Here is a 14,359-nt window from a genome sequence, read left to right as displayed (position 1 = left end):
CGGGCCCGACCCGGCCCCCGGGCCGGATCCCTCATATCTTTTTTCTCTACGGCGTACAACGTCGGTACCATATCCTCATCCTCCCTCCTGATCGCACAGGTTAAATACAACAATGCACAACAGTATACAACGATGTACTGCACGAGGCACACTGTCATCCCCGCGGGCTACAGGCCCGCCACCCCGGCATCACCCTGGCGCTGGTGACCGTCACACTTTTTTCATCTCCAGAGCACAGCCCGCCGAATACCTCACAACCCAGATATCATGAAGTCACGCGACATTGCCATTGCAGGTATCCTGCTTGCCACCGGCGCGATCATGCGCTATATCTCCCTGGTGATCCCGGGCCCGATCGTCTCGAACCTGGTCATCGCCTTCTACTGCCTTGCGATCATCCTCATCGTCCCGGCCTTCGGCGAGGCCGTCGGTATCGGCGTCGTCGCCGGGATCGTCTGCGCTCTCGTCAGCCACTCGCTCTTCCCGCCCGCAAACCTCATCTCAGAACCCGTCGGCGCGGCCGTCGGCCTCCTCGCCTACATGGCGCTGAAAGGGCGGGTCGGCATGGCACCCGGCATCGCCACCCTCCTGGCGACCCTTGCCTCGGGAGCGACCTTCGTCGCCGTCGCCGCCCTTGCCATCGCCCCGACGATCCTGACGAAGTTCCCCTCGATCGGGGCCTTCGTTCTGGTGACCGCACCGATCGTCGTTCTGACCGCGGTAGTAAACGCCGGGATCGCCCAGGCGCTCTTCATCCCCGCGTCCCGCGCCCTCACACGGGAGAGAGGCCTATGATCCGGTTGGACGGCCTCACCTACACCTATCCGGGCGCAGAAGCCCCGGCCCTGAAGGGCGTCGACCTCACGGTCGGGGCAGGCGAACTCGTCCTCCTTACCGGCCCGACAGGGGCCGGAAAGACCACGCTCTGCCGCGCCGCAGGCGGCGTCCTCGCCCACGGATACGGCGGCACCATGGAGGGAAAGGTCAGGATCGCCGGGAAGGACGCGGCCGCCTACCGGGGCATGGAGGATGTCGCCTCTGTCGCGGGCATGACCTTCGACGATGCCGACGCCCAGCTCATCCTCTCCACTGTCGAAGAGGAGATCGCGTCGGCCTGCGGCGAGGGGACGGACACCGCGGAGATCCTTGCAATGATGGGCCTCCTCCACCTCAGGGAGAGGGCGCCGCACACCCTCTCCGGCGGGGAAAAACAGCGGGCTGTCCTCGGCGCGGCTATCGCGGGCATGAGGGCCGTGCTGATCCTTGACGAACCCGCGGCCGAACTCGACCCGGCCCATGTGGCGAGAGTGGCCGGGATCCTTGCCGCCCTGAAGGAGAAGGGCACCGCGATCCTCCTTGCTGAGAACACGCCCGGCCCCTTCGCCGCGATCGCCGACCGCGTCGTCAGGCTCGAAGGGGGGCGGGTCGCCGCCAGGGCAGGCCAGTCACCGGTTCCGGCCGGGAGGCGGGCAGAGGCCGCACCGGCCGGAGAGCCCGCGATCAGGATCGCCGGCCTCGCCCACTCTTATGGCAGCGGTTTTTCCCTCGGCCCCATCGACCTTGTCGTCAGGGCAGGGGAGTGCGTGGCGATCACCGGCGAGAACGGTTCAGGAAAGACCACCCTGATCAGGCACCTGAACGGCCTCCTCCTCCCAGAGAAGGGAATGGTCGAGGTCTGCGGCATGGACACGAAACAGCACCCTGTCGCCGCCCTCGCCCGGAAGGTCGGCCTCGTCTTCCAGAACCCGGACACCATGCTCTTCGAGGAGACGGCAGAGCGCGAGGTCCTCTTCGGGGCGCGGAACACCGGCGTCCCCGACCCGGCAGGGGCGGCACGGGCGGCCCTCTCGGCAGTCGGCCTCCTTGCGCGGAAGGACGCCTACCCCCGCCACCTCAGCCGCGGCGAAAGGCAGCGCCTCGCCGTTGCCTGCGTCCTTGCGATGGACCCCGCGGTGATCGTCCTCGACGAACCGACCACCGGGCTTGCGCCCGAGGAGGCGGGCATCGTCATGGACCACCTGCAGCGCCTCTGCAGGGAGGGGAAGGCCGTCGTCATGGTCACCCACGACCACGGACTTGCGGCGCGGTATGCCGGCCGGACCATCAGGATGGAAAAAGGACAGGTCGTCGAAGACACCATACACAGAGCGGAGACATGCAGGAGATCTTCCAGTACAGGAACGGCACAGGCGTCCTCCACCGCATGAACCCGGTCGCGAAGATCGGCGGCGTCGCGGCGGTCGTCATCCTCGCCGTCCTCACGAGCGACCCGCTCGTCCTCGGCGGCATGGTCCTTGGCCTCGCGGCTCTCGGAGTCGTTGCAGGCACAGGAAAAGACCTGGCGCAGCAGGTCCCCCTCCTCATCTTCCTCGGCGGGTTCCTTGTCGCCGTCACCGTCCTCACCGTCCCGGAGATCGGCCTCTCCTTCGGCCTTGCCCTTGCCCTCCGCTTCTGCGCCATGGTCTTCGCCTTCCAGATCCTGGTGGCCACGACCATGCCGACCGCCCTTGTCAGGGCCCTGCGGAGGATCGGCTTTCCCGCAGACTACGCCCTGATGGCACTCGTCGCCCTGCGGTTCGTCCCCCACCTCCAGATCGAGGGGACGAAGATCAGTGAGGCGCAGGCGGCACGGGGTTTCTCGCCCGGGACAGGCGTAAGGGGCATGGTCAGGAAGGCCCTGCCGGTGCTCGTGCCCCTCATCGCCAACGCCCTCGGGAAGGCCGAGGTGATCGGACTGACCATCGACCTGCGGAGGCTGCGGGAACACCTCTGATCCCGGACAGGTTGATATCAGGTGCGCCTCAGGGACTTCCCGGGATCGAGAGAATCGAGAAAAATATCCCACAATTTTGATCTCTGCTCGATTTAAATGGATTATTTCCCATAGGGCCGAACAGACAGATATAAAAATGACTGCAGGCGATACCCTCAACATGAAAGGGGAAACAGCCCTGGGCATCATCACAGTTCTGACATTTCTCTTCATACTCGTCTTCCTCCTCGCCACCAGCGGGGCAGGCGGAGAAACAGCCGTCCCCACCACAGACACCGGCGCGGCGGTGGTGACCCCTGCATCGGCACAGACACCGGCACCCCTGCCCACATATACCCCGGCAGGGGAAACTGCCGATCCGGTCACCGGCAGATGGGTCTCTGACCCCCCCTCCCACGAAGAACTCGTCCTCGACCCTGACGGCACCGGCACCCTCACGGCCGTCCCCGAGAACCTCACAGGGGAGGCACGCACGCATGCGGTGGTCTGGGAGGAGGACACGGCCACCAGGGTCGAAGGAATGCGCACGTACCGCCTCACCGTCCTCGGCAATACCGAATCCATCCTCTACCTCAGGAACAGGACCGACACCCTCTCCAGAAACGGCCTCGGGATCGCCCTGACGTACACGCGGTCTCCATAACACAGGTTTTTCTCCGCAGGGGAGGATATCTGCAGGCATGATCCCGCAGCCACCATTCCTGCCCATGACCCGCGAGGAGGCCGACGCACTCGGCATCGGGGAGTTCGACGTCATCCTCATTACGGGCGACGCCTATGTCGACCACCCCTCCTTCGGGACCGCGATCATCGGGAGAGTGCTCTGGGACGCGGGCTACAAAGTCGGCGTCATCGCGCAGCCGGACTGGAAAAATCCTGACGACTTCCTCAGTCTCGGCAGGCCCAGGCTCTTTTTCAGCATCTCCTCAGGGAACGTGGACTCGATGGTCAACGCCTTCACGCCGCGGAAGAAGAGGCGGAGTACAGACGCCTACTCCCCGGGCGGGCGGCCCCGCCGTCCTGACAGGGCGGTGATCGTCTACGCGAACATGGTCAGGTCCCTCTTTCCGGGCACCCCGATCATCCTCGGGGGCATCGAGGCAAGCCTGCGCCGCTTCGCCCACTACGACCACTGGTCTGACTCGGTCCGCCAGGCGATCCTTGCCGACGCCCCCGCAGACGCCCTCGTCTACGGGATGGGGGAGAGGCAGGTCGTCGAGATCGCCGGGCGCCTTGCCGCAGGAAAGGATCTGCTGGGGATCAGGGGAACCGCCGCGACGATCTCTGTCGCTGAGTGGCGGGAGACAGATCCCGCGGGGATGGTCGTCATCCCCGGCTACCCGGAGGTGCGCGAGAGCCCGGAGGCCTATGCCCGGGCCTTCGCCCTCCATGCACGGGAGCAGGATCCCATCCGCGGCAGGACGGTCGTCCAGCCCCACCCGAAGACCGTGGTCGTCCAGTACCCGCCGGCCATCCCCCTCTCCACCGCCGAACTTGACCATGTCTACGCACTCCCGTACACCCGGGCCGCGCACCCGTCGTACAGGGAACCGGTCCCTGCCCTCGAACCGGTGCAGTTCTCCATCACCACACACCGCGGCTGCTTCGGCTCCTGCTCCTTCTGCGCCCTCACCCACCACCAGGGCCGGATCATCCAGAGCCGGAGCCCTGCCTCGATCCTCGCCGAGGCGCGGCGCCTCGCAGCAATGCACGAGTTCAAAGGCGTGATCCAGGACGTCGGCGGGCCGACAGCTGACATGTACGGCCTCTCCTGCTCACAGTGGGAGGAGCATGGCGCCTGCCCGGACAGGCGGTGCAGCCCGGACTGCCCGAACCTTGCGACCTCGCATGCCGCCCAGATAGACCTCTTGCGCCGACTGCGGACACTTTCAGGGGTGCGGCAGGTGCACATCCAGTCAGGGATCAGGTACGACCTCGCCCTCGCAGACCCCGCGTACATCGACGAGATCGCCGCACACCATGTCTCCGGCCACCTCAAGGTCGCCCCCGAGCACATTGCAGAACAGGTGACCAACCTCATGAACAAACCGGGCAGGGAAGTCTTCGACCGCTTCAGGGAGCGCTTTGCGGCGGCGAGCAGGAAAACAGGAAAGGAACAGTACCTCCTCCCGTACCTCATGTCAGGCCATCCCGGTTGCACCATCCGGGACAGCATTGAACTCGCCGAGTACATCAGGGACAACCGCCTGTACACCGAGCAGGTGCAGGACTTTACCCCGACGCCGATGACCCGCTCGACCTGCATGTACGCCACCGGCATCGACCCCATGACGATGGAACGGGTCCATGTCCCGGCAGGGCGGGAGAAGGAGATCCAGCGGGCGCTCCTCCAGTACAGGGACCCGAAGAACCGCGGGCTTGTCGCGGAAGGGCTGCGTCAGGCAGGTCGGGAAGACCTCATCGGCAGCGGTTGGGCCTGCCTCATCCCGGCACGGCATGAAAGACCGGAGAAGGTGAGGACGGAGACACAGAAGTGGAGCGGGCGCAGGCGATGACGCCATCGGATTATTGTCAGGGAAGGCCCACACATTCAGGTATGGATGCCGGAGATACGCTCATCATGGTCGTCCATGGTCCCGACCCCTTTGACTGCGGGGACGTCGGGCGACTTCTTGCATCCCTCGGCGATGTGCGCATCATCGTCGCCGGGGTGATGGGCCGGACCGCCGCGGAGGAGTCGGGCCTCCCCTGCGAGTACTGCGGCGTCCCCCCGAGCCAGGTGCTCGCCCGCCTCGACGGCCCTGCCTTCCTCCTCAACCGCGGGAAGACCCCTGAATCAGGCAGGATCTTTGGCAGGATCGTCGCCGGGCGACTCGGGCGCGGCCTTGTTCACATCGAATGCACCCCCGGGACGGTCTTCTGCTGGAACGACGGGGACACCGCCCTTGCAGCACGCCTCGCCACACTCCTCGATTATACGGTCGAGGAGGTCAGGGCCGCACCGCCGGACAGCGGTTCTGTGCGGGAGATCGGGGGGTGCGCCCCGGGAGAACCGGTCTTTGTCAACGGGATCGTCATCGGGAGAGCGACAGGGCCGGAGGTCGTTCTCAGGGAGAGAGGCGATCGGATTGAGGCCGTGAGCGGGATCGAGATCAAGGAGCATGGTCTGGAGAAACTTTTCCGCTCAGGGCCGGTCTCCCTTGCCCATGCCTGGTGCAAGAGCGGGCAGATCAGGCAACGGCCGCCGACCGGCGGCAGACAGGTGCAGGGGGAGGGGCGGGTGATCGTCCTCGACCACTGCGGCCACCGCTTCTATGAACGGCTCGCCCCTGAAACCTGCGGCGTGCTCGCCATAGGCGACGACACCACAGCCGTGGCCGGGCACATCGCCGGCCACCTCGGCATCCCCGTGCTCGGCATCACCGATGGCGACAGAGACGGCGTGGTCAACGGCACCTTCCCGAAAGGTTCGGTCGTGCTCGCCGTGACCACGGGGCGGGACGACGAAGTCGGCCTCGAAATCGCCGGGACAGTCCCTGATGGAAAAACAGACTGGGACAAATGGGTTTCCGAAGCCCTCAGGACAGTGGAGGGCAGGGCTGAGATCGTCCTCGACCAGAGGCGACAATCATGATGCAATGCGCCGGATGCAAGGGAAAACTCCTTTGCGGGCTCCCTAAGTGCCCGATCATGAGCAGGTTCCATGCCCAGGTGCAGACCGCCGCCCGGGGCACGAGTTATATGGGAACGGCCCCGTCGGTCTTTGTCGGTTCGGCCGGGTACCCGGCAGTCTCGGCAGGGCCATTGATGGTCAACGACCCCGACCTCCCGCCTCTCTGGATGGCGCAGGGCCTCTCCATCGACGACATCGTCGGCATCAGGGCGCGGACGATCAGGGGCACCGCACGGCCTGACGCGGTTTCCGACCAGATCCAGGAGATCGCACTCTCCTCCCGGCCCCTCGATATCGAGGCGGCCTTCGAGCGCCCGGTCAGCTTCGACCTCCGCTTCGACGGCACGGTCACGCCGGTCGGACTCTCCGGGAGCATCAGGAAACTCGATGTGCTGGACAATGCACATGTCGAACGGGTCGTCGACCGGGTCACCTCAGACAGTGACCTCACGGCGACCGAAGCCTGCGTGACTCTCGGTTCGGAGGGGGTCGACGTCTACCAGATCGCACAGATGATGAGTGCAGGGCTCCTTGGCAGGCAGCGCCGCATCGTCCCGACCCGGTGGTCGATCACCGCCGTCGACGACACCGTCGGCACCGGGTTGAAGAGGCGGATCGCCCGATTCCAGCCTGCGAGCGAGATCGAATTCTTCGCCGCCACGGCATACGGGAACACGATGGCCGTCATCCTCGTCCCGGGCGACTGGAAGTTCGAGATGATCGAGATCTGGGGGAAGCACTCTCTCTGGTCGGGAGAGGAGGAGACAATCGTCCAGGACATCGAGGGGAAGAAGAGGAGCGGCTACTCCCCCATCGGCGGTGCCTACTACGCGGCCCGCCTCGCCGTCACCGAGCACCTCGCACGCGCAGGGAGATCGGCGCGGGTTGTCGTGGTGCGGTACGCGGGCAGCGACTACTGGGCGCCCCTCGGGTCATGGGTGATCAGGGAGGCGACCAGACAGGCCATGAAACAGGCACCTGTCAGGTGTGGGGATATCAAGGAGGCGATGACGCGGGTGGACGACGTGATCGGGTCGCCGCACTGGCGGCAAAAGAGCAAACTCATCCCTGAGATGCTATCACAGAGGTCGTTATTTGAATTTTTTGGATAAGATCGCCGCAATCTAAACATAAAACTATTTATTTTCCCAACTCGAAAAAAGGGAATATGTATCGGTACGGGATCGCACCCTTCCTTCTTGCCACCCTGGTATCCGCGGTCTCTGCGCTGAACACGCCGGCGGCCATGGTCACACCGACTTTCTCCAGCGAGGATCTCTACACCCTCTTCATCGGCGGGATCATCTACCTGAACCTCTTTGCCGTCTTCCTTGCCCAGATCCTCAAGAGAGGAGGACACGTCACCAACCGTCCACCGGTCGTGCGAGGATTAGCCATCCTCATCGGCATCACCGCCGTCGCCATCGGAAGCGTCTTCATCGTCTTCACAGCGATGGTGATCCTCGCCGAACTCGGCGGGGTCACCCTTTTCTCATGGACAGAGGATTTTTTCGCCTATTTCCTCTCTGACATCATCCCCGTATATACGGGGGCCCCTGAATTCTCGATGACCGCAGGCCTCCTCATCACCGCGGCCGCAGGCTTTGTCGCGTTCCTTCTCGGTTCCGTTTTTCTCGCGCGAAACACGGGCGATGTGAGTTTTGCCAAGGTCGCCATGCCGACAGCGAGCGGATCGGTCGTTCAGAACAAAGCAGACAGGCCCGACGAACCCCTCAACCCGACACTCTCTTTCAGAGTGGAGAACCGCCGGACGCAGGAACCGGCGCCCGACGTAAAGTTGATGCTCAGGCAGCGGGAGGGTATGCGCTTCCACACAAAGTTCACCGACTTCAATGGCGAGGTCACCTTCACCAATGTTGAAGGTTATGGCTCGGAGTACTACGCCTATGTGGAAGGGGATGAAAACAGGACGGTGTACAGGGTCATAAGAATTTGAGCTGCCTTTCGTACCTGGCGGCGATACCTTCCACCGTTTCCACCTCGGCCACGCCCTTGTCCTCCCGCAACCGCACGAACCTGGGGAAGCGGAGGGCATAGCCGCTCGTATAGTTAGTGCTCTTCTGGACCTCGGCGTACCCGATCTCAAAGACAATCTCTGGCTCGAAGACGACTTCCTTCCCTTTTTCAGCGATGACAAGATCCTTGAACGCCGCATAGAACGCTGTGAGTTGGTCGTCGGAAAACCCAGTCGCCACCTTGCCGACCGGCAGAAGGACGCCCTCGTCCTGGCAGGCAAGGAGGAAGGAGCCAAAGATATGGGCGCGACGCCCCTCCCCCCACTCGGCGCCGACGACCGCAAGGTCGATGGTGTCCACCGCGGGCTTGACCTTGATCCAGTTTCTGCCCCGCACCCCCGGCGTATAGGCGGCGCCCGGCACCTTCACCATCACACCTTCATGACCGGCGTCCAGGGCATCCTGATAGACCTTCTCCAGGGCAGGGATGTCGTCGCCCACCCACTGCGGGGCGACGTAGCCGGAGAGGATCGTCTCCAGGATTGCGCGGCGCTCGGTAAAGGGCCGGTCGATGAGGGTCTCGCCGTCGAGGTACATGATGTCGAAGACATTCGGGACGAGTTCCACCCGCCCGATCGCCTCCTCCACCTCGTGCTTCCTGCGGAAACGGTGCAGGACAAACTGGAAGGGACGGGGCTTCCCGTCTTTCACGGCGATCACCTCGCCGTCCAGGATCACGTCGTGGCCGGTGGCCGCGCAGAGCATCTCGATGACGTCGGGTACCGCTCCTGTCACCTCCTCCAGCTTCCGGGAGTACATGCGGCAATCGTCTCCGACCTTGTGGAACTGGAAACGGGTGCCGTCATATTTGTATTCGACGGCGACGGCACCGTGGTCCCCGACCATCTCGGTGATGGTGCCCTGCTGAGCGAGCATCATCTTCACCGGGTGGAAGGGCTCGATGCGGACATCCCTGAGGGCCGCCTCTCCCTGCCGGGCAAGGAGGGCGACTCTTCCCAGGTCGTTGATCGCCTGGTAGGCATGGGCGACGAGGGTCTGGTCGACGGAAAAAGCCTTTGCAACGGCGTCCCGCACATTCCCCTCGCCGACCCCGATCCGCAGTTCTTCGAGAAGGAGGCGGGCGATGTAGCGGCCGTCAAGGGGGCCGGCAGTGCCGAGGAGACCACGCACGATCTTCATCTTCTCACGCTGCGAACGGCTGCCGTCGGTCGTTGCGATCCTGGTGAAGTCGGCAAAAACGCCGGTGAGGGTGAGAGACTCGGCAAAGAAGGACATTTGAGTCTTTGTCGCAAGGAGGCGCTCGACCGCGAGGCCGACGTCCCCGGTCTCGTTCACCGCGGCGACGACCTCCTCCTTCTTCTTCCCCGCGACATAGCCGACGGCCTCGTACAGGAGGTTCGGGCCGATGCCGAGTTTGAGGGGGCTCCAGTCAGGGAAGACCCGTCCCATCACGAACCTGACAAAGACCGGCAGTTCGTCGTCCGAGAGACCGGGGAGGACGGAGGCGATGACGTCTATCATCTCCAGGCGCCCGCTGATCCCCTCGATCTGTTCACAAATGCGGGAAAAGTCCGTGAAGTCCATCATAGGATCACCGGCCTCGATATCTCGTGCTGCCCGCTCACGACAAGGTCGGTGTCGTCGAGGTACAGGCCGAGACCGCCTTCTGCGGCGGCGACCGCCTTTTCAGGGGTGTTGTTCACCTCGGAGAGGTGAGCGAGGAAAACTGCGGAGAGATTTCCTCCGATGTCACCAAGGCAGGTAGCTGCGGCGGCGTTCGAGAGGTGGCCCCGCTTCGAGCGGATGCGCTCCTTGAGATAATAGGGGTACGGCCCCTCTTCAAGCATCTGCGGGCAATGGTTGCTCTCCAGGACGACGGCGTCGCAGGTGCCGAGGGCGCGCTCGATGCCCGGCGTGACGATGCCGGTGTCGAGGCAACAGCCAAAGCCGATACCATCCTCCCGCACGCAGAAACCACATGGTTCCGAGGCGTCATGGACTGTCGCAAAGGGCGTGACCGAAAAATTTCCGAACGCGAGGGTTTCGCCGTACGTCGCCTGCACGGTCTCCACCGGTTTTGCGGAGGTGCGCTTGTCCAGGAACGCACCGAGGGTCCCGCCTGTCCCGACGACCGGGACACCGAAGCGGCGCGCGAGGACGTCCACACCCCTGAGATGATCGATGTGCTCGTGGGTGACGAGGATCGCACGGACCGCCTCCTCGTCGCCGCCTGCCGCGGCAAGACGGGTGCGGATCTCCTTTGCCGAGAGTCCCGCGTCGATGAGGAGGGCGCCGTCCTCCCCCTCGACATAGACGGAATTGCCCTTGCTCCCGCTGGCAAGGATGGTGATCTTCATTGCAGTGTGGTACGCTCTGCTCGGTTATAGTGCTTAACGAATAGGTGCGCCGACATCGGCAGGGATTTCTCCAGGGGTGCCTGATAGATGCGTGATGAGCGGCAGAGGATGGATGGGTGCGACATCGGCAATCCTTGCGGCGTGCGGAGATACGGTGGACGCACCGAAGGTACGGGAGGGCGTGAACGCTTATTTTGTCCGCTCTCCCGAGGGGGCGTGCCTCCAGTTCTCCGTCCCCCTCCTCCTTCCCTTCAGGCCGGAGATCGACCCACGCGGCGCCGACGGTGCGGTCTGGGCGGCGATTGAGGCGGTGAAACGCGCCTCTCCCGCGGACACACGGCTGCACCCCCTCGGCGGCCTTGACACAGACAGGCCCGCGGCATATGCGGGGGGGACCGAGCCAATCACCCTTGTCAGGTCGGCATCACGGGCAGGCACCGGCCTCTGGAAACCGGACGGGGAGAACTATCTCGACACTGCCGGCCTCCACTGCACCGTCCACGGGGCCATCCCTTACCCCGGGCCGCCCGGGGATGCAACGGCCCGCGAGGTCGCCGGGGCCGTCGCGGACCTTGCCGACGCTATCGGGGAGACGGTGCAGAGGGTGCCGACACTGGAGATCGCAACCGCGGCGACGCTCTCGCTCGACCAGAAACTCCTCAGAAAAGAACTCCCGGCAATGGGTCTTGTCTGCTTCATCGGGGATGGCACCTGCCCGGCACGGGACTTCACCCGCTTCAGGCAGCACCACCGTGTAGCCGGCCCGAAGGACGGGGTGCATATCCCCTTCGTCTGCCCGGAGGAACTCGGGCCTGTCGAGGTCGAACTCCCGGCGAGCGGGAGGACAGTCCCCGGCCTCGGCATCCGTGAGAGAGAGGCCTTCGCCGTCGCGGGCTCGAACGCCCAGGGAAAAACAACCCTCCTCCAGGCAATCCTCGCGGGGGAGGACGACCACGCTCCCGGCGACGGTCGGGAACTCGTCGTCTCTGTGCGGGGGGCGCGGACCGCGGAGGCGGGCGGGCCAGACCTCCACGGCGCCGACGTGAGTCTTTTTTTCCAGAGCCTTCCCCCCGGCATGACAGGGACGCCGAAGGCCGCCTTCGGGAGGGGGAGCGGGTCGATGACGATGGCGGTGCAGGTGCAGGAGGCGGTGCGGACAGGCGCACCCCTCCTCCTCATCGACGAAGACAGGGCGGCGGCAAACCTCCTTGTCGCAAGTTGCCTGCAGGAGGCTGACGTGACCCCCCTCGCCGCCCTCCTTGCGACGCGGCGGGACGCACTCAGGGAGTGCGCCTTCGTCTTCGCCGCCTCGTCCCTCGACCCCCTCATCGCCCGGGCAGACAGGATCCTCCTCCTCTCCGGCCACAAGGCCGGGGCGATCAGCCCTGCGGCCTTCAGGGCGCGGTACCTTCGATACCTGAAGGGGCAGATGAAACAGGTTGGAGAAGGGGAAACGGAGGAAAAAAGACGGGATCAGCCCGACCGCACGTCCCGGTAGCCCTCGCCGTCAGGTTCCACGTACAGGACGGCACGCCCCCCTTCCAGAGCCGGCTTCGGAAACTCCTGGAAGGTGACAGTCCCATCGGCGATCACGGCCCCCGCAGTGCTCCTTACCTCATCGACGCCTGCCGCAAGGACGACACTGACAGTGCACCTGCCCGAGAGGTCGCGCAGCGTCCCTTTCTGTACGTACCTGCCGTCATTTCCTGATGCCGCAAGCCCAACGGCGGCAACGGCGCCGATGAGCCCTCGCATCGTGCCGAAGCCCTCGACGAGCATGCCGGCTCGGCGTGCAACAGTGCGCGCCTCGTTCAGGGAGAGCACGCAGGTTTTTGCGTCCTCTGCAAAGGCAGTAACCTCGGAGATGATCTGGCCATCGGACGCAACACAGATGCCAGGATTGCTCCCCGGGGCCGCACTCCGGGATATGAAGTCCTTCGCATAGGCAAAGATCTGCCCCCCCGCAGCATTCCCGGTCCCGTCGAGGTGCACGCAGAGGGCCGCATTGTGGGTCGTCGCAGGAATGTCATCGTGGCGATACAGCTGGTGCCGGGTTACGCCAAGGACAGGGAAATCCCTGGCAAGGGCGGCGGCGGCGGCACGGGCGATCTTGCCGGTGCCCGGGGTGCCATCCGCATTGGTGTCGTCAATGCCGAGATAGATCGTCATAGGAATGCCTCAAAACGTGGGATCTCTATGGCACCACTACATATGAAGATATCTATAAAAAAGAGGGATCATGCCCGGATGATTGTGCCGACACGCTCACCTCTCACGGCCTTTGTGATGGCGCCCGGCACATGACCATTGACCACCCTGATCTCCTTCACATGCCTCGTGTGGAGGAGGAGTTCGACCGCCTTCTTTTCAAGGACCATGTCCTCCATGTCCCTGCTGAGGAGTTCTTCTGCCGTGATCTCAGGGATCAGCTCGGCCCCGGGGTCGATGCGGGGGTCCCCGACATAGAGGCCATCGACATTCTTCGCAAGGATACAGTTCTTCGCACCCATCACCTCGGCGATGAGCACGGCACCGGTATCTGTCCGGTTTGGCGGGATCGATCCGATCTCAGGCGGTTGCTCATAGAGGCCGTACGGCGGGGTGCCGTGGGTCACAGGAGGAGACCGAGGGCGGTGAGAGTGGGGACTGGAGGAGGTCGTCGGTGTGGATGCGGACACCGTTGTACTTCGAGAGGAGGACGGCCATCATGATCGCGTTCTGCTCGCTGATCTTGGAGGCGAGTTCGGCAAGGACCCCGGTCGGCATCCCCGGGTTGATCCCGATGTCCATGATATGCCGGACGCGCCCTCCCCGCCGGTGACAAGGAGGATCTTCTCGCCGGCCTCCTTCAGGGCGCCGATCTCCTCCACGATCGGGAAGACGACATCGCGGCCATAATCGATGGTTCCGTGGCCGCCGATCTTGATCACGTTGAGGTCGGGCATGATCCTGATCTGCGGGATCTCGTCGATCCGCTTCATCAGGCCCTTCCGCACCAGAGTCTCGCCCCGGAGACCTGACTCGAGTTCACCTTCCTCCGCAAGGAGTCCCCGGTCTTTAGGCCGGGGAGGAATTGCGGTTCACACACATAACTCCAAATACTTTTGAGTGAAATAATTACATGTGCTCACCCCAAAGACGGTCATCCTCAAGCTGGACTGTCCCGACACCGATCTTCTCGACCGGACGGTACAGACCTACACGGAGGGGATGAACTACGTCTCTGCGGTCGTGTACACACTCGGGAAACCGAAGGGTTCTGCCGCCCTCCAGAAGATCGTCTATCCTGCTCTCCGGGAGCAGATCGGTCTCAAGTCCCAGATGTCCTGTAATGTCGTCCGGCAGGTCACAGGGACCTATCGGACCCTCCAGGAGCAGGTCAAAGCAAAGAAGAGCGAGTGGCAGCAGATCACGTACGCCCCCACCTCCATGACCTTCTCCTTTGGGCGAGACTTCTCCCTTGACGGAGACGAGATCGGGCTTACGACCCTCGAAGGGAGAAGGAAGTATCGGTTCTTCCGGTACCCTCACATGGAGCAGTATCTCGACGGATCATGGAAGTTTGGCGCGTCAAAACTGGTGAAACACCAGGACGGGA

At 64.0% G+C, this 14,359-nt stretch carries 14 protein-coding genes and 1 pseudogene; 10 read left to right on the top strand and 5 right to left on the bottom strand.

The genetic code is table 11. The features are described from left to right. Positions 1-267: 267 nt before the first annotated feature. The 8 genes from PHP59_RS07460 (at position 268) to PHP59_RS07425 (ending at position 8,364) form a co-directional block, all read left to right on the top strand. The gene (locus PHP59_RS07460; RefSeq protein ID WP_300165595.1) at positions 268-795 is read left to right on the top strand and encodes a hypothetical protein; all 528 of its coding nucleotides are present in this window, start codon (positions 268-270) and stop codon (positions 793-795) included. Then, entirely contained in the window at positions 792-2,207 is a 1,416-nt protein-coding gene (locus tag PHP59_RS07455) for an ABC transporter ATP-binding protein (RefSeq protein WP_300165593.1), read from the top strand. The genes PHP59_RS07460 and PHP59_RS07455 overlap by 4 nt, the downstream gene beginning before the upstream one ends. Then, positions 2,156-2,773 (top strand): energy-coupling factor transporter transmembrane protein EcfT, encoded by a 618-nt coding sequence (locus PHP59_RS07450; protein WP_300165591.1) that lies wholly within the window; start codon positions 2,156-2,158, stop codon positions 2,771-2,773. Before PHP59_RS07455 ends, PHP59_RS07450 begins: the two co-directional genes overlap by 52 nt. Before the next feature lie 136 nt (positions 2,774-2,909). After that, positions 2,910-3,416: a hypothetical protein gene (locus PHP59_RS07445; protein WP_300165588.1), complete on the top strand. Its 507-nt coding sequence runs from the start codon at positions 2,910-2,912 to the stop codon at positions 3,414-3,416. A gap of 37 nt (positions 3,417-3,453) precedes the next feature. Beyond that, positions 3,454-5,289: a YgiQ family radical SAM protein gene (locus PHP59_RS07440; protein WP_300165586.1), complete on the top strand. Its 1,836-nt coding sequence runs from the start codon at positions 3,454-3,456 to the stop codon at positions 5,287-5,289. 41 nt (positions 5,290-5,330) lie between these two features. Beyond that, positions 5,331-6,368 carry a DUF2117 domain-containing protein gene (locus PHP59_RS07435; RefSeq protein WP_300165584.1) on the top strand — a complete coding sequence of 346 codons (1,038 nt, stop codon included), beginning with the start codon at positions 5,331-5,333 and terminating at the stop codon, positions 6,366-6,368. Next, positions 6,365-7,519, top strand: a complete 1,155-nt coding sequence (locus tag PHP59_RS07430) for a hypothetical protein (protein ID WP_300165582.1) — start codon at positions 6,365-6,367, stop codon at positions 7,517-7,519. The genes PHP59_RS07435 and PHP59_RS07430 overlap by 4 nt, the downstream gene beginning before the upstream one ends. 56 nt (positions 7,520-7,575) lie before the next feature. Next, positions 7,576-8,364, top strand: coding sequence for a hypothetical protein (locus tag PHP59_RS07425; protein ID WP_300165580.1), 789 nt, complete (start codon positions 7,576-7,578; stop codon positions 8,362-8,364). Here PHP59_RS07425 and PHP59_RS07420 read toward each other — a convergent pair. Beyond that, positions 8,351-9,988, bottom strand: a complete 1,638-nt coding sequence (locus PHP59_RS07420) for an ATP-dependent DNA ligase (RefSeq protein ID WP_300165597.1) — start codon at positions 9,986-9,988, stop codon at positions 8,351-8,353. The genes PHP59_RS07425 and PHP59_RS07420 overlap by 14 nt on opposite strands. Beyond that, the gene (locus PHP59_RS07415) at positions 9,988-10,761 is read right to left on the bottom strand and encodes an MBL fold metallo-hydrolase (RefSeq protein ID WP_300165578.1); all 774 of its coding nucleotides are present in this window, start codon (positions 10,759-10,761) and stop codon (positions 9,988-9,990) included. Before PHP59_RS07415 ends, PHP59_RS07420 begins: the two co-directional genes overlap by 1 nt. A 94-nt stretch (positions 10,762-10,855) precedes the next feature. Between PHP59_RS07415 and PHP59_RS07410 the strand changes: the two genes are divergently transcribed. Further along, the gene (locus PHP59_RS07410) at positions 10,856-12,259 is read left to right on the top strand and encodes a P-loop domain-containing protein (protein WP_300165576.1); all 1,404 of its coding nucleotides are present in this window, start codon (positions 10,856-10,858) and stop codon (positions 12,257-12,259) included. Here the strand turns inward: PHP59_RS07410 and PHP59_RS07405 are convergent. From PHP59_RS07405 to PHP59_RS07395, 3 genes are all read right to left on the bottom strand, one after another. Next, positions 12,235-12,930, bottom strand: a complete 696-nt coding sequence (locus PHP59_RS07405) for an ABC transporter substrate-binding protein (RefSeq protein ID WP_300165573.1) — start codon at positions 12,928-12,930, stop codon at positions 12,235-12,237. The genes PHP59_RS07410 and PHP59_RS07405 overlap by 25 nt on opposite strands. 68 nt (positions 12,931-12,998) lie before the next feature. Further along, the gene (locus PHP59_RS07400) at positions 12,999-13,376 is read right to left on the bottom strand and encodes a hypothetical protein (protein ID WP_300165571.1); all 378 of its coding nucleotides are present in this window, start codon (positions 13,374-13,376) and stop codon (positions 12,999-13,001) included. Positions 13,377-13,466: 90 nt separating this feature from the next. Beyond that, entirely contained in the window at positions 13,467-13,742 is a 276-nt protein-coding gene (locus tag PHP59_RS07395; RefSeq protein ID WP_300165569.1) for a hypothetical protein, read from the bottom strand. A gap of 142 nt (positions 13,743-13,884) precedes the next feature. Between PHP59_RS07395 and PHP59_RS07390 the strand changes: the two are divergent. Further along, positions 13,885-14,359, top strand: a pseudogene (locus PHP59_RS07390) (RNA-guided endonuclease TnpB family protein); the annotation flags it as partial.

It is taken from the genome of Methanofollis sp. (assembly GCF_028702905.1).
Lineage (GTDB): Archaea > Halobacteriota > Methanomicrobia > Methanomicrobiales > Methanofollaceae > Methanofollis.
Note: the sequence above shows the minus strand (reverse complement) of the source record. Positions and strands in the feature narration are given on the sequence as shown.

Bases quoted from the DNA above. Each gene is read 5' to 3' on its own strand.
- PHP59_RS07460 (WP_300165595.1), top strand. From the start codon at position 268: ATGAAGTCACGCGACATTGCCATTGCAGGTATCCTGCTTGCCACCGGC.
- PHP59_RS07440 (WP_300165586.1), top strand. From the start codon at position 3,454: ATGATCCCGCAGCCACCATTCCTGCCCATGACCCGCGAGGAGGCCGAC.
- PHP59_RS07435 (WP_300165584.1), top strand. From the start codon at position 5,331: ATGGATGCCGGAGATACGCTCATCATGGTCGTCCATGGTCCCGACCCC.
- PHP59_RS07420 (WP_300165597.1), bottom strand. From the start codon at position 9,988: ATGGACTTCACGGACTTTTCCCGCATTTGTGAACAGATCGAGGGGATC.
- PHP59_RS07445 (WP_300165588.1), top strand. From the start codon at position 2,910: ATGACTGCAGGCGATACCCTCAACATGAAAGGGGAAACAGCCCTGGGC.
- PHP59_RS07410 (WP_300165576.1), top strand. From the start codon at position 10,856: ATGAGCGGCAGAGGATGGATGGGTGCGACATCGGCAATCCTTGCGGCG.
- PHP59_RS07450 (WP_300165591.1), top strand. From the start codon at position 2,156: ATGCAGGAGATCTTCCAGTACAGGAACGGCACAGGCGTCCTCCACCGC.
- PHP59_RS07405 (WP_300165573.1), bottom strand. From the start codon at position 12,930: ATGACGATCTATCTCGGCATTGACGACACCAATGCGGATGGCACCCCG.
- PHP59_RS07425 (WP_300165580.1), top strand. From the start codon at position 7,576: ATGTATCGGTACGGGATCGCACCCTTCCTTCTTGCCACCCTGGTATCC.
- PHP59_RS07415 (WP_300165578.1), bottom strand. From the start codon at position 10,761: ATGAAGATCACCATCCTTGCCAGCGGGAGCAAGGGCAATTCCGTCTAT.
- PHP59_RS07455 (WP_300165593.1), top strand. From the start codon at position 792: ATGATCCGGTTGGACGGCCTCACCTACACCTATCCGGGCGCAGAAGCC.
- PHP59_RS07395 (WP_300165569.1), bottom strand. From the start codon at position 13,742: ATGAAGCGGATCGACGAGATCCCGCAGATCAGGATCATGCCCGACCTC.
- PHP59_RS07430 (WP_300165582.1), top strand. From the start codon at position 6,365: ATGATGCAATGCGCCGGATGCAAGGGAAAACTCCTTTGCGGGCTCCCT.